This window comes from Fibrobacter sp. UWCM (assembly GCF_900129735.1).
Taxonomy (GTDB): Bacteria; Fibrobacterota; Fibrobacteria; order Fibrobacterales; family Fibrobacteraceae; genus Fibrobacter.
On the sequence record NZ_FQWR01000021.1, the window covers coordinates 1 to 14,126 of the forward strand.

The following is a 14,126-nucleotide window of genomic DNA, read 5'->3' on the forward strand; positions in this document are numbered from 1 at the left end:
GTATACCACTTAACAAGAAAAAAGGATATATTTTAACTTAACCGGTAATGAATATGGTTGTTCATGAACCCACTATTAAAAAACCTACAAATCCATTGTCTTTTTCTTCGTATTTGGAAAATGATAAAGGGAAGGAAGTCTTTGAAATAATAGATGAAATGTTCAATTTGATAGATGATGACCATTTCGCAGCAATCAATAGTTCTAAACAATACATTCAGATTAATCAAAATAATTCAAATACATCTTCTGTTAAGAAGGTGTTGGATTATACATTGGCTGTTGATCTGAATCATGTGGGGCGATTTTTTGCGAGTAATCCTGAAATGGAACGCTTATGGACGGGGATTCGACAATATATCTTTACATACCATTATCATTCATGGATAAATTATGGGGAGTTTTATGATATATCACTTTATAATTGGAAGAATTTATTTGAAACATGCATAAAAAACGACATTAATGCTGAATTGTGCGAATATATATACAATGAAAAAAAGTATGCTTCTTCTTTTGAGGATGGACAAGACCCTATAAATTTATTCGTTATCCGTATTTCTGGACTCTTGATTTTAGCAGGCATAGCCGCAGGGAAACATTCGAAACTAGTTTCAGATTTGGCTTCATTGCGCTCAAGGCTAATCAAGAAAATTGCAGAATTTGATGGAAAAGTGACTTCAGATGAAGAAGAACAAGTTGATGATTTAATATCGAATATGGACGAGGTCTTTGATTTAGATCTTAGTGGCAAAAAGACCAAGGCTGAAGAAGAAATGAAACAAGCTTTAGAATCTTTAAACTCAATGATTGGCCTTGACTCCGTTAAACATGAAGTCCTGTCCTTGAAAAATATTGTTGAAATGCAAAAAAGGCAATCGGAGCAGGGGCTTTCGGTGGTTCCGATGTCATATCACTGCGTGTTTACTGGCAATCCTGGCACTGGAAAAACAACGGTTGCCCGAATTATTGCTCAAATATACAAAGGCCTTGGAATATTGAAAAAGGGGCATCTCGTAGAATGTGATCGTTCTTCTCTCGTAGCGGGATATGTCGGACAAACTGCCATAAAGACGAACGAGGTTATAGATAAAGCGCTAGATGGCGTTTTATTCATTGACGAAGCATATTCACTTGCAAAAGATGGGGATAGTTTTGGTCAAGAGGCCATTGACACTCTGTTGAAACGCATGGAAGATGACCGTGATAGACTTGTTGTCATTGTGGCTGGTTATACGAATGAAATGAAAACTTTCATTGATAGTAACCCAGGCTTAAAATCGAGATTTAATCGGTACATAGAATTTGAAGATTATTCGGCAGAGGAAATGCTTACCATATTCAAGAATTTGGCAACTAAACAGAACTATACGCTTTCCGAAGAAAGTGAAAAAGTTTTGCTTGGCATTTTCAAGGATGTTAAAGAAAACGAAGACAATTCCTTTGGAAATGCTCGCGGTGTGCGTAACTTGTTTGAAAAGACCCTTGTGAATCAGGCTAACAGAATCGCAAAGAATGGCTGTGTAGGTTCAGAAACGCAAATTCTTTTGCCAGAAGATTTTGAGGACGGTAGGCCTAAAAAGATAAAGAAAGTCGATGCAATGGCTCAACTTACATCGATGATTGGTTTACGGTCAGTTAAACAGGAAATTCTTACATTGAGAAATATTGTTGCTGCTCAGAAAAAAAGAGCTGCTGCGGGGCTTCCTGTCCTTCCGATGTCTTATCACTGCGTGTTTACGGGAAATCCCGGAACGGGAAAAACAACTGTTGCCCGAATTGTTGCTGAAATCTATAAAGATTTGGGTGTTTTAAGAAAGGGGCATCTTGTAGAATGTGATCGTTCGTCACTTGTTGCCGGATATGTTGGACAAACTGCCATAAAAACAAATGCTGTTATCGATAAGGCTCTTGATGGCGTATTGTTCATTGACGAAGCCTATACACTTGCAAAAGAAAACGATAGCTTTGGTCAGGAAGCCATTGATACTCTGCTAAAACGAATGGAAGATGATCGTAAGCGGTTGGTCGTTATTGTGGCTGGTTATACGAACGAAATGAAGTCTTTCATAGAAAGTAACCCGGGCCTTAAATCACGATTTAGCCGCTACATAGAATTTGAAGATTATTCAGAGGATGAATTAGTGGCGTTGTTTAAGAAATTGGCTGAAGGGCAAAAATTTATTCTTTCAGATGGATTTGAAGAACAACTGAGGCTTATTTTAAGAATTGTCCTTTCTGAAAATGCAGCAACTTTTGGAAATGGTCGCGGTGTAAGAAATTTGTTTGAGAAAACAGTTCTTAAACAGGCTAATAGACTTGCTATGATTGATGATGACAATGTGGATATGCAGTTGCTTATGCCGGAAGATTTGCCAGAAAAAGTGTAGGCTGAATTTTCAAAATTAAAGAATAAACATTCTAATCAAGGGGCAAACTATGAAAGTTGTTTATTGTCAAGCAAAAAGAGGGGGTAGAACATGTTATGGACCTCTCTATCGCTGTAAAAAATGTGGTCATGTAGGTTGCCAAAATCCTGATTGTCCACAGAAGGGATTTAAAATGGTTAGTGGTCCTTGTGTTATTTGCGGTGGATTTGGTGAACCTATTAAATAGCAATGGTTGAATTTTTTCCTTGCATTCGCGTTAGGGATTGTGACCCCTTGGGGCAAAGACTTGCGGGCGGTTCTTGTTTGAAGTTCTTGGGAGCAAGGCTTTGTTGCAAGAGCAACGCGGGTGTGCCGCAGGTGCGCACGGGTTGCCTTGCAATATAGCCCGACCCACGCCAGTGGGGAACGCCCAAAAGAAAGGTAATTTCCCGATTATCCACTGGGAAGACGGCGAAATCTCTACCGTCGATGATTCCGAACTGCCGGTGCTGTTGCCGGAGCTCAAGGACTACAAGCCGGGTGACGGCGGACAGTCCCCGCTCGCAAACGCCACCGAATGGCTCCAGGTCACCGACAAGAACGGTCGCAAGGGTATCCGCGAGACGAACACCATGCCGCAGTGGGCAGGATCGTGCTGGGATTACCTGCGCTACATTGACGCCTGCAACGGTGACGCGTTTGTGGCTAAGGAACTCGAAAAGTACTGGATGCCTGTGGATCTCTACGTGGGCGGTGCCGAACACGCCGTGCTCCACCTGCTCTACAGCCGCTTCTGGCACAAGGTCCTGTTCGACCTCGGCCTCGTCTCTACCGACGAACCGTTCCAGAAACTCTTCAACCAGGGCATGATTCTCGCCTTCGCTTACGAAGATGCCGCTGGCTCCAAGGTCCCGACCGACGAAGTCGAAGAAAAGAACGGCAAGTTCTTCAAGAAGGGAACCGACATCGAGCTCAAGCAGATCGTGGCGAAGATGAGTAAGTCTTTGAAGAACGTGGTGAACCCGGATGACGTTGTCCGTGATTACGGTGCTGATAGCCTTCGCTTGTACGAAATGTTCATGGACCCGCTCGATGCTGTGAAGCCGTGGCAGACCAAGGGCATCGAAGGCATGAACCGCTTCCTCGGCCGCGCCTGGCGTTCTGTTGTCGGTGACGACGATGCCACTCCGGTCTACGTTGATGAAACCGCTCCGGAAGCTATCGAGAAGGTGATGCACCAGACCGTCATCAAGGTGACAAGCGACATCGAGAACATGAGCTTCAACACCGCGATTAGCCAGCTGATGATCTTCAACAACGAAATGATGAAGATGGACAAGCGCTACCGCGAACCGTGCGAAACGTTCGTCAAGCTGTTGCACCCGTTTGCCCCGCACATCGCCGAAGAAATGTGGAGCATCCTCGGCCACAACGAATCGCTCACGAACGTCGCCTGGCCCGAAGCCGACCACTCCAAGGCCGTGGAAAACACCGTGGAAGTCGTGTTCCAGGTGAACGGCAAGGTCCGCGCGAAGGCATCTGTCGCGAAGGACATGGACAAGGCCGCTTTGGAAAAGCTCGCTCTTGAAAACGAAAGAGTGAAGGAATTCATGAACGGCAAGACCGTCGTGAAGTCCATCGTGGTCCCCGGCAAGCTCGTGAATATTGTGGTGAAGTGACGCGACCTTCGGTCGTGTCATCCTGAGCGGAGCCCGTAAGGTCGAAGTCGAAGGATCCAGACCCGAGAGTCGTCCTGGAGGCTTGTCATTCTGGAGCGGAGCGATAGAATCAGCCGATAGGATCCAAAAGCATTAAAGGCGTTCCTTACGGAATGCCTTTTTTGTCACCAAAAATGCCGCCAAAGAATTGTAAGTTCGGAGAAAACTATGCCTTTATCTCCCCTTCAAAATGTCCTTAATCATCTCGCCGGCATTCTTGTAGGCTTTCGTCTCGCGTTTGCCTGAGGCGATTTCATTTGCTTCGGTTATGGCGGCTTGTGTCTCGGAATGATCAACTTGTAACCATTCAGATAAAAGGGCTTCCAACTTCTTGAAATCACAACACCAGAGGTTTGCAAATTCGTCCTTGAGCATTTCGCTGTTGATGACGCATGTATTAATTAGGCTCTCGTCAACGGGAACCATGTTGCCAAACAAAAGCACTGCAATCTCGTTCCCTTTAGGGCCGGATATCGTCATTGTAAACGTGCTTGGGCGTTTGCTGCGCCCTTTCTTTTGTCGAACGTTGTTGGTTTGCGAGGTGAGAGGAATGCAATAGAAATGCTCGGCGATTTTTATTGCCAAGAAGACGTAAGGCCTTCAAAAAACAGGGATTGTAACCTTTTAAAATTGTCCACTAAGGCAGGACCTCGCACCTTTTGAGTCTGTCCACTAAGGTAGGACCACTCGCCTTTTGTTTCTGTCCACTGAGGCAGGACCACGCACTTGTTGCCGATATCTCGACAATAGTTAATATATATAAATTCCTTGAGAAAGTCAATATCGTGTTGCCAGGCCATAGCCTGAATATACACCAAATGACAAAAACCCGCAATAGGGGAGACTTTCCAACGTATCAATTCCTTTATCATATCAACTCCATCTGCTTACAGGCGTAAAAAACAGAAACTACTGCTCAAATGTATAAATTTTAAAGTCGGTTGTCAAGAGGTTTCGGTACTTTATAATGAAAAAATCACCCTCCACAGAACATTAAAGATGCGAAAATCCCCACGAAAATCAAGAATGGCAGCACTTTCAACAGCAAGGTGATGGCGCATGCGTCCCCTGCGTCGCCAGCCCCGAAAAGGGCCGGGATTCCCAAATTTTTACGGGCGTGATTCTCGAAAAACTTATATATTTATGACAAACGCGTGAAAAGGAAGTGTCGCAATGAAAAGAATCGTTCCGTTGGCCTTGCTGGGCGCCGTGCTATTGCTTTTGGCGTGCGCCCATAGTTACAAGTACAAGAATGAGGCTGCGTTCAAGGGCAAGACTGGCGTTGTCGGCGTGTTCAGGCAGGCGGCCTTCTACTGCAGCGAGGCGACTCCGCACTACGCACAGATTGGCGATTCCACCATTGTCGTGAAGCCCACGTGGAGCGAGGAACAGGATAACTTCTTCTTTGCGGAACTCAAGTCCGGCCCTGCGACGCTCTACAGTTACAGCTACAACTGCGGTGAAAACGAGAACAAGTTCGCGCTCGATACCACGTCCGAAAACAAGGGGCCTTCGGGCATCGTGATTCCCGAAAGCGGCCTCTGCAAGATAGTGATTTCGTTCGTGCAGGGCGACAGGTTGTTCGACCACAATGACGCCCTTATCGAGGAAGAGTTCAAGAAGGCGGAAATCGCGCTCGACCCGTCCAAGATTCCGTATTGCGAGGTGCTCAAGACCGACGGCAGCAAGGTGAGTTTTGCGAACCGCGATTCCCTGCTGGCCGAAAACTACAAGGCTGCGGTCGAGGCGGCGAAGAACGGTTCCTGTGAAGATATCCGCCCGCTCGTCTCGCTGGATACAAATTCAGACAAGGTAACATGGAATGCCGAGAAGGACAAGGCCCTGATGATTGCGGCGCATTCCACTCCGGACCAGTTCGAGAACGGCGCTCCCTATACGGTCACGAAGGACATGCGCGTATTCTCGGACAAGGAATTCCTGGAATGGTACAAGATGAACAGCAAGGGCGTGCGCAACTGGCCGCTTCGCCTGCGCCAGCTGCTCGGGCTCCCGCGCGAGGAGAATATCACGCACTTCACCATGTTCTGGGTTTCCCCGAAGGACATGATCCGCCCGGCGTATATCCCGGATGTCACGAGTTCCGAGATGACCTGCCGCTTTAACGAGGAAGACGATTCTCAGCTGGATAGCCTCGGGATGTGGCTGCGCAACTGGTTCGACAATACCTGGAGTGCGAGTTACAAGTCTGAGGGCGGTTACCCGTGGACTCGCCTGGGCTACACGTATGACTGGGGCTCCAGCGGCGACAAGTACGGGCTTTCGGAATTCCTGGTTCGCGAGGAATCGCAGGTAACTGTCCAGACGACAAAGGACCTCAAGGCCTTCGTGCGGTGGATGGGTGACCGCCGGTAACCTGATCTATACGTGATTGATGGTAACCCGCCACAGTTGCTGGCGGGCTTCCTTGTACTTGCGCTCGAATGCGGTGATGGGGTGCTCGGGCTCAAAAGGCTCGCGGGCGATTCTGCCCGTATTGTCATCCCCGGCGCCTGTCCTCGCTTGACGGGGATGACCGGGCGGACAGCACTTGGCAACTTGTTGCTTAGTGCGCATGGCCACCAAGGTGGGGATCTCTCTTAAGACGCGTGCCGCCTCCGCGAATTCCCTCGCGTATATTTCCCAGTTGGTGCGCAGTTCGAGCGTATCTCCGAGTTGCAGGAGCGTCGGGAAAATCGGGTGCAGGTGGAACCTGCGGGTGGCTTCGCTCTGCTTGGGCCAGGGGTTCGGGTAGTAGAGCGCGTGGTAGGGAATGTGCCACTGTCCCGCCTTGACCTTCCCGAGGGCGAGTCGCCAGAAGTCGAGCAGTTCCGCCCGCACGAGGAAAGCGTTTTGCGGGGCGGCGCTGTTTAATTCCGCGGCGCCGTTAAACCCTGCGCCCGCCTTCGTGAGGCGTGCTGCCGACTTGTCGATGCCGATTACGGGAACGTCCGGGTTTGCTATCGCGATGTTTAGTGTGCTTTCGCCGGTGCCGCATCCCGAATCTAGAATTACTTTGTATGCAGTGTGGCCCGCGATATCCCCTTCGTGGCCCGCGCTCTCGTAAAAGTTTAAAACAAACTTTTCCGCTTCCGCAAACGCAATGCGCGTATGATCCGCAATCGGGCGCAGGTATTCGGTCGATGCGTACTTGCGCACGACCTCTTCGAGTTTGTCGTATATATCGGGTTGGTTTGTGGTGACCGCGCGAGCCCCGGACATTACCGCTTCCAGATGCTCAGACGCTTGCCGCCGGTAAGCTCGATGTCGTCAAGCCAGAAGATGACGGTCTTTTCTTCGTTGTTGGGCTTGAATCTCCACACGAGCTGGTTCACGCAGGTGTACGAGAAACGCGAGTCGATGATTTCTGCCAGGGGCACGCTGAAGCGGGCCCAGTCCTCGCCGAGCGTGATTTCGTACTGCGCGATGAGCTGGTCCTCTTTCTTCTGCGTCTCGTCTACGAGGCCGAAAACAATGGCGCCTTCGCCCTTCGCTCGGAACGCGATGGAATCCACGGAAGAAATGTCGTTGCACAGTGCCTTGTTGCTCTTGCCGAGCTCAATGCCGACCGTTGCCCAGGGCCAGATGGCTTCGCCGGTAGAATCCTTGATGGTCTCGCCGAATGTCGCCGCCACGTGGGCCGCGATGTTCCCGTCTTCTTCGACCGCGAGCTCGAACCTGTGCTGGACTGTGTCGGTGATGAATTCTGGGGTCACGTTTTCTGCGGAATAGGCGAAATACCACCAGCCGCCATCGTAGGTGCGTGCGGGCATGAATCGGTTCTGGTAGTTGGAATCCTGGAAGTCGTCAAGCAGTAGTGCGCGACTTTCTTCGGCGAACGTGCTCGCGGTGGAACTTTCGCCCGCGACAACCTTCATGTAGGTGCTGCTCGTGTCGGCGCCCTTCTCGTTCGGGATGAACACCAAGCTGATGGGCCCTGCGGGCAGCGAGTCCATGGAGAACTTGCCGTCCGTAACTTTTGCCGAATGCGACATGCCGCGGACCTTCACCGTGCCTTCCATGCCCTTGCCCACGGAACCTTCGATGGAAACCGTCTCTTCGAGGGATTCCTTGCCCAGGTCCACGTCGTCGCCCTCGACGGAAACTTCCTTCTGGAGAGCCTTGTTGTCGAGTTTCGCTTCCAGCGTGTATGTGCCTTCGGCCACGTTCTCGAAGACGATCTTGCCGTTGGAATCCGCTTCGGCGAATTCGCTCTCGCTTGCGTCAAGGCTTTCGCTTTCGCTGAGTTTTACGCGTGCGAATGCGGCCGGCTGGCCCGCGACGGTAATCTGCGCCGTGATGGCGTTACCCGCCTCGGTGCCGCTCGGGCCTCCGCCTGCGGTTTTGTCGCTATCGGAACATGCAGAAAGCATCGCCGCTGTTGTTAGCGCGATGAGTCCCAGGCCGAATGTGGAAAAATCTTTCTGCACCTTCGAAAGATACATATTTTTGAAAAGTCCGCGCATCGCCTAGCCCTCCTTTTTCGGGGTGGCCGGGCTATCTTCCGCTGTTGCGGGGTCATCGACCCTGTCGGAGAGCGGGAACATCGCGATATTCAGGGCGTAAACGCGGTCGGCGCGCTCGCTCTTGCGGGCGAACTGCAAAAGTCCCCTGCGGAATTCCTCGATGCGGTGCTTGATTTCGGGCAGGTCCTCTTCAGCCGCAGTAAACACGACGCTCGAGATGTCGCGTTCTTCGGGCTGGTGGCGGTCGATGGATTCCTGCGCAAGTTCTATCGTGTGCCTGTGGAAGTCGCGGACCGCGCGGCTCTTGACCTCGCCGCCGGTAGAAAGTATCTGGTCGGTGATGTTCCAGCCGCCGTTACCGTCCGGTGCGACAAGCCCGAGTTTTTTGAGGATCTCGAGTGCGCTGCGCGCCTCGTCGTGCGAGATGGGCGGGTTCAGGTGTCCTGCAAGTTCCGGAATGTCGCTCGTGTCCTTCGTGATTCCGATGAGCGCGCGGAGTGCCGCACAGCTCCAGCTCCCGAAATAGGCGAGTTCGGGCTCGGTGAGCACGCGCGTTTCCATCTCGCGCAGTTCCATTAACTTGTAGTAAAGTTCGCTGAGCGCCTGCTTGGCCTTCGTCTTGTTGAAGCGGTAGAGCGTCTTGAAGTACTCCGCCCTGCGGTCGTCGAGCTTGCAGAGGCGAATGAATACCGGGAGCGAGTCCTCGTTCAGGTGCCCGCCCTTCTGGAATACGCGCACGAGCCAGGCCGGGTCCACGCCGGTCTTCTGGCTCAGGTAGCGATAGCTGGTGAACGGGTTGTCCTTCTTGCTCTCGGCAAACCAGTCCTTCAGGAAATCGCGGTATTCAAGGTATTCGAGTACGTCAACCATGCCCATAATTTACCTAAATAAAGGGCTGAACGTCCCGGGGGAGGGCCTGCCCGGTAAAGTTTCCGTTGCATAATGTTCAACGAAGGGTTGTGATAAACTGCGTCGCAGGCCCGGATTTGTCGTTTTTCCCAAAAAATCGCAGTTTTCCCCTCGTCATACCGCAGTCGCGAAGCGACAAGAGTATCCACTATCGGTTTTATCCTGCACCCAGTCCGAACTTCTTCACCTTGTAGTGCATCATGCGGGGGCTCACGGAAATGTCGCGGCCGGCGGCGCTCAGGTTCCCGTTGTTGCGGCGGAGCGCCTCGGTGAGGATTTCCTTCTCGTAGCTTTCGAGGAGTGCCGTAAGCGACGCGGTGCCTTCGGGGATAAGCGCCGTGCCGCTCGTGATGTCGGTCTGGAGCGTGGGCGGCAGGTCGTAGGCGTTGATGGCGATGTCGGTCGTGGCGAGGCAGGCGTGCTCGATGCAGTTCTCGAGTTCGCGCACGTTGCCCGGCCAGTGGTAGCTCATGAGCATGTCTATGGCGGGGGTGCTGAGTCGCGCGATGTTCTTGCCGTACTTGAGGTTCATCTTCTCGATAAAGTGGTCGGCGAGCAGGAGAATGTCGGTCTTTCTCTGCGAGAGGTCGGGCAAGTTTATCTGGAATATGTTGAGGCGGTAGTAGAGGTCTTCGCGGAAAAGCCCCTGCTGCACGAGGGCCTCGAGGTTCTTGCCGGTGCTTGCGACGATGCGGATGTCGGAGCGCTGCTCGATGTTGCTCCCGAGCCTCTTGAAGGTGCGCCCCTGCATGAACTCCAGGAGCCGCGCCTGGCTTGCGGGGGAGAGTTCCGCGACTTCATCTAGGAACAGCGTGCCGCCGCTTGCCTGCTCTGCCTTGCCGATGTGCCTGCTGGTAGCGCCCGTGAACGCGCCGCGCTCGTAGCCGAACAGTTCCGCCTCGAACGCGCTGGTGGTGTTGCCTTCGAGCGTGTCGCAGTTGAGGATGGTGAACGGCCTTGCCTTGCGGTCGGAAAGCTCGTGGATATAGCGTGCCACGTGCTCCTTGCCGGTGCCCGCGCCGCCGCGGACGAGAACGACTCCCTCGGTGGGGGCGATGTGCCTTGCCTGCCGCGCGACCTCCTGCATTTCGCGGGTGTTGCCGATGATGTCGCCCGCGCGGCCTTCCACGATGTCGCGGATCTTTTCGCATTCCGCCTCGTGTGCGGCGCGCAGGTCGGCGAATGCCTTGTCGAGAACGTCGTGGATGTGCGCGGAAAGGGCCCGCGCGGAGCGTCCGTGCAGTTCACGCTTGATTTTTTCGAGAGCTTCCTTTTCGATGCGTTCGGTTTCCATGCTTAAAATATACGTTGTTTCCACGGGTTTGTCGCCGGTTTTCTCATTTGCGCTTTACAAAAACGTAATAAAATGGTCTGATTTTACAAAAGTGTAATAAAACGGGGCTGAAAAAGGCGAAAAATTCCGTGCAATGCGTGCCCGCTCTTTCTAATTTTGCCGCGTAATAAAGAAAAGGAACGTGAAAATGTCCACTACGCGTACAAAAACCATCTACGATATCGCGACCGCCACCCCGGCCCCCGCGAAACCCGCCGAACCCGTCAATGTTGATTTTTACGGCGAGGACGTGTTCAATGCCGAAGCCATGCGTAGCTACCTCCCGAAGGATATCTGCGAAAAGCTCCTGGCGACCATCGACGAGGGCGCACCGCTCGACCCGAACATCGCGGGCGATGTCGCGCACGCCATGAAGAAGTGGGCGATGGACCGCGGCGCCACGCACTTTACGCACTGGTTCCAGCCGCTCACCGGCTCCACCGCCGAAAAACACGATTCCTTCCTGGAACCGAGCGGCTGCAAGGCCATCATGGTACTGAGCGGCAAGAACCTCATCGTCGGCGAACCGGATGCATCGAGTTTCCCGAGCGGCGGCCTTCGCTCTACGTTCGAGGCCCGCGGCTACACGGCCTGGGACCCGACCAGCCCCGCGTTCATCAAGCGTCACGGCAACGGTGCCACGCTCTGCATCCCGACCGCATTCTGCAGCTACACCGGCGAGGCGCTCGACAAGAAGACCCCGCTTCTCCGTAGCCTCCAGGCGCTTTCCAAGTCCACCCGCCGCCTCATGACCTGCTTCAAGGCGGGCCCCAAGAAGACGACCGTCACGCTTGGCGCCGAACAGGAATACTTCCTCATCGACAAGCGCTTCTACCTGCAGCGCCCCGACCTCTACCAGTCCGGCCGCACTATCTTCGGTGCCACTCCCGCGAAGCACCAGCAGATGAACGACCACTACTTCGGGAGCATCCCGAGCCGTATCCTGAACTTCATGAACGATGTGGAGAAGGAACTCTGGAGGCTCGGCATTCCGGCGAAGACTCGCCACAACGAGGTGGCTCCCGCGCAGTTTGAACTTGCCCCGATTTTCGAGGAGGTGAACCTTGCGTGCGACCACAACATGCTCATCATGGAAACGCTCCGCAATGTGGCCGACCGCTACGGGTTAGTTTGTCTGTTGCACGAGAAGCCGTTCGCCGGCGTGAACGGTTCGGGCAAGCACAACAACTGGAGCCTTTCTTACGGCAAGGGAAACCTCCTGAACCCGGGCAAGGACCCGCACCAGAACGCCGTGTTCCTCACCGCGATCTGTGCCATTATCTATGCAGTGGATACGCACGCCGACCTGCTCCGCATGACCTGCGCGGGTGCGGGCAACGACCATCGTCTCGGTGCGCACGAGGCTCCTCCGGCGATTATCTCCATCTACCTGGGCGACCAGCTGATGGACGTTATCGACCAGATCGAGCAGGGCTCCGCGAAGTCCAGCAAGCAGGCGGGCGCGATGAAGCTCGGGTCCGACATGCTGCCGCCGCTCCCGCGCGACGCTACCGACCGTAACCGTACATCGCCTTTCGCGTTCACCGGCAACAAGTTCGAATTTCGCGCGCCGGGTAGTAGCCAGAGCTGCTCCGAACCGAACGTGGTGCTCAACACGATCGTGGCCGAGGCGTTCGACATGATTGCCGAACAGCTCGAAAAGCTCGACGACAAGAACTTCCACACGGGCCTGCAGAAGATTCTGCAGAAGATCGTGAAGGAACACAAGCGCGTGCTCTACAACGGCAACGGCTACACCGACGAATGGGTGAAGGAAGCGGAACGCCGCGGACTCCCGAACATCCGCACGTCTCTCGAGGCCCTCAAGGCGCTCACGAAGGACGAGAATGTGGAACTGTTCGAAAAGTACGGCGTGATGAACCGCCGTGAGATGCTTTCGCGCTACGAAATCAACGTGGAGGATTTCCACAAGAGAATCCACATCGAAGGTGAAGTCGCCCGCGACCTCGCGAAGAACGTTATCTTGCCGAAGGTGGTGGAAGCCTACGAGAAGTCGTTACGTACAAACGAAATGGCCCTGAACCAGGGCTTCCCGGGGCTCGATACCTACGTGAAGTCCATCGGGGAAGGTTGCCGCTCGCTTACCGAATCGATTGCTGCGCTTGAAGCATCTCTCGAAGGCGAACACGAGGGGATCATCGCTGCCGTCGCTGGCCTCCGCAAGGTGGTGGACAGCCTCGAGAAGATTGTGCCCGACGAGATGTGGCCTCTGCCGAAATACCGCGAGATGTTGTTTATTTACTAATAAACAACATCAGCCGAGCGTCGAAGGTGCTCGGCTCAATGCCACTTCATTTACTAATGAAAACTTTTGTCCCTGCCCTCGGGCAGGGATTTTTCTAGATTTGGCTCTGCCATGTTGATTAGGAAATGTTTGGGAATTTTCTTGGGGCTTGCGACAGTGGCGGCGATGCTTGTCACGGCTTGGTGGTCTTTGCGCCCCGAAATCCCGCCGGAAGTTCAGGAACAGATTGAAGACGATCTTGAAAAATGCGGTGGTGAATTGAAAGAGGCCCGCTGTGCGGTAAGTGGCGAAGACGGCTGGATTTTCTTGCAGGAAAGTCTTGTCAATCTGGTGGTGGACTGGAAAGAAAACTTGAATTCTTTTGTCGCCTTCAATGATTCACTGGAAGCGCGCGGCATCAAATTGGTGGTGGTGCCTGTTCCGGATAAACTGCAAATCGAGGCGGAACATTATTCGGAAGAATTGTCGGGAGGGATTGTCGCCCCGCAATATGAGGAATGGGTGGACGCTCTGCAAGACGAAGGCGTTGTCGTTGTCGATGCGGTAGAGGAGTTTCTTGAAAAGAACGAGGAAACGCCCATGTTCGAGGCGTACGAAAGCCACTATACCAGTGCAGGTCGGCAGGTTCTTGCACAGATGATTGCCGATACCATCAACGAGATGGATTTGGATGTCCCGAGGGGAGAATGGTTCCTGCGCGATACGGTCGTTCCCGGTACCGGAAATCTTTATCACCTGAAGTACAATTCTTACCCTGATTACGCTGTGCGTGTGTTGAAGACGGTGGATGCGAAGGGAAAGCGCTATCACGGTTCCAAGGACGCTCCCATTGTGGTGATTGGCGACAGCAATGCCGATTTTGGCTGGAACAGTTCTTCCAATATCGGCGCATACATTGCGCAGGCGACGGGGATAAAGACTTTTACCCGCAGCCGTATCGGCGGGGGAAACTTGGGCCCGACCTTGTTCAAGGACCGTTCGGAATTCCTGGATGGCAAAAAGATGGTGGTCTGGGTGTTTGACGGCCGTGAACTTTACGGCGATTTCAGCATGCCGGAATTCTAGTTC

At 52.9% G+C, this 14,126-nt stretch carries 11 protein-coding genes; 5 read left to right on the plus strand and 6 right to left on the minus strand.

Translation table 11 applies throughout. The annotated features are described in order from the left end of the window. Window positions 1-47: 47 nt before the first annotated feature. Window positions 48-2,390, plus strand: a complete 2,343-nt coding sequence (locus tag BUB22_RS12335; RefSeq protein ID WP_073115462.1) for an AAA family ATPase — start codon at window positions 48-50, stop codon at window positions 2,388-2,390. Window positions 2,391-2,788: 398 nt separating this feature from the next. Beyond that, window positions 2,789-4,048 (plus strand): class I tRNA ligase family protein, encoded by a 1,260-nt coding sequence (locus BUB22_RS12340; RefSeq protein WP_371586881.1) that lies wholly within the window; start codon window positions 2,789-2,791, stop codon window positions 4,046-4,048. A gap of 213 nt (window positions 4,049-4,261) precedes the next feature. On the opposite strand, the gene BUB22_RS12345 is transcribed toward BUB22_RS12340, so the two are convergent. Both BUB22_RS12345 and BUB22_RS16785 read right to left on the minus strand, forming a co-directional pair. Further along, complete coding sequence (locus BUB22_RS12345; RefSeq protein ID WP_073115468.1) at window positions 4,262-4,672, minus strand: type III toxin-antitoxin system ToxN/AbiQ family toxin; 411 nt, start codon at window positions 4,670-4,672, stop codon at window positions 4,262-4,264. After that, window positions 4,663-4,959: a hypothetical protein gene (locus tag BUB22_RS16785; protein ID WP_073115471.1), complete on the minus strand. Its 297-nt coding sequence runs from the start codon at window positions 4,957-4,959 to the stop codon at window positions 4,663-4,665. The genes BUB22_RS12345 and BUB22_RS16785 overlap by 10 nt, the downstream gene beginning before the upstream one ends. A gap of 301 nt (window positions 4,960-5,260) precedes the next feature. On the opposite strand from BUB22_RS16785, the gene BUB22_RS12355 reads away from it, so the two are divergent. After that, window positions 5,261-6,460 carry a hypothetical protein gene (locus tag BUB22_RS12355; RefSeq protein WP_073115474.1) on the plus strand — a complete coding sequence of 400 codons (1,200 nt, stop codon included), beginning with the start codon at window positions 5,261-5,263 and terminating at the stop codon, window positions 6,458-6,460. Window positions 6,461-6,466: 6 nt separating this feature from the next. Here BUB22_RS12355 and BUB22_RS12360 read toward each other — a convergent pair whose 3' ends face one another. From BUB22_RS12360 to BUB22_RS12375, 4 genes are all read right to left on the minus strand, one after another. Beyond that, window positions 6,467-7,306 (minus strand): methyltransferase domain-containing protein, encoded by an 840-nt coding sequence (locus BUB22_RS12360; RefSeq protein ID WP_073115477.1) that lies wholly within the window; start codon window positions 7,304-7,306, stop codon window positions 6,467-6,469. After that, window positions 7,306-8,550 (minus strand): hypothetical protein, encoded by a 1,245-nt coding sequence (locus BUB22_RS12365; protein WP_073115480.1) that lies wholly within the window; start codon window positions 8,548-8,550, stop codon window positions 7,306-7,308. Before BUB22_RS12365 ends, BUB22_RS12360 begins: the two co-directional genes overlap by 1 nt. A gap of 3 nt (window positions 8,551-8,553) precedes the next feature. Further along, on the minus strand, window positions 8,554-9,420 hold the full coding sequence (locus BUB22_RS12370) for a TIGR02147 family protein (protein ID WP_072809667.1): 867 nt from the start codon (window positions 9,418-9,420) through the stop codon (window positions 8,554-8,556). 196 nt (window positions 9,421-9,616) lie between these two features. Continuing rightward, window positions 9,617-10,753, minus strand: a complete 1,137-nt coding sequence (locus tag BUB22_RS12375; protein WP_083535529.1) for a sigma-54 interaction domain-containing protein — start codon at window positions 10,751-10,753, stop codon at window positions 9,617-9,619. 187 nt (window positions 10,754-10,940) lie between these two features. On the opposite strand from BUB22_RS12375, the gene BUB22_RS12380 reads away from it, so the two are divergent. After that, window positions 10,941-13,058, plus strand: a complete 2,118-nt coding sequence (locus BUB22_RS12380; RefSeq protein WP_073115483.1) for a glutamine synthetase III family protein — start codon at window positions 10,941-10,943, stop codon at window positions 13,056-13,058. Between the two features lie 111 nt (window positions 13,059-13,169). Further along, window positions 13,170-14,123 (plus strand): alginate O-acetyltransferase AlgX-related protein, encoded by a 954-nt coding sequence (locus tag BUB22_RS12385; protein ID WP_083535530.1) that lies wholly within the window; start codon window positions 13,170-13,172, stop codon window positions 14,121-14,123. The last annotated feature ends 3 nt before the right edge of the window (window positions 14,124-14,126 follow it).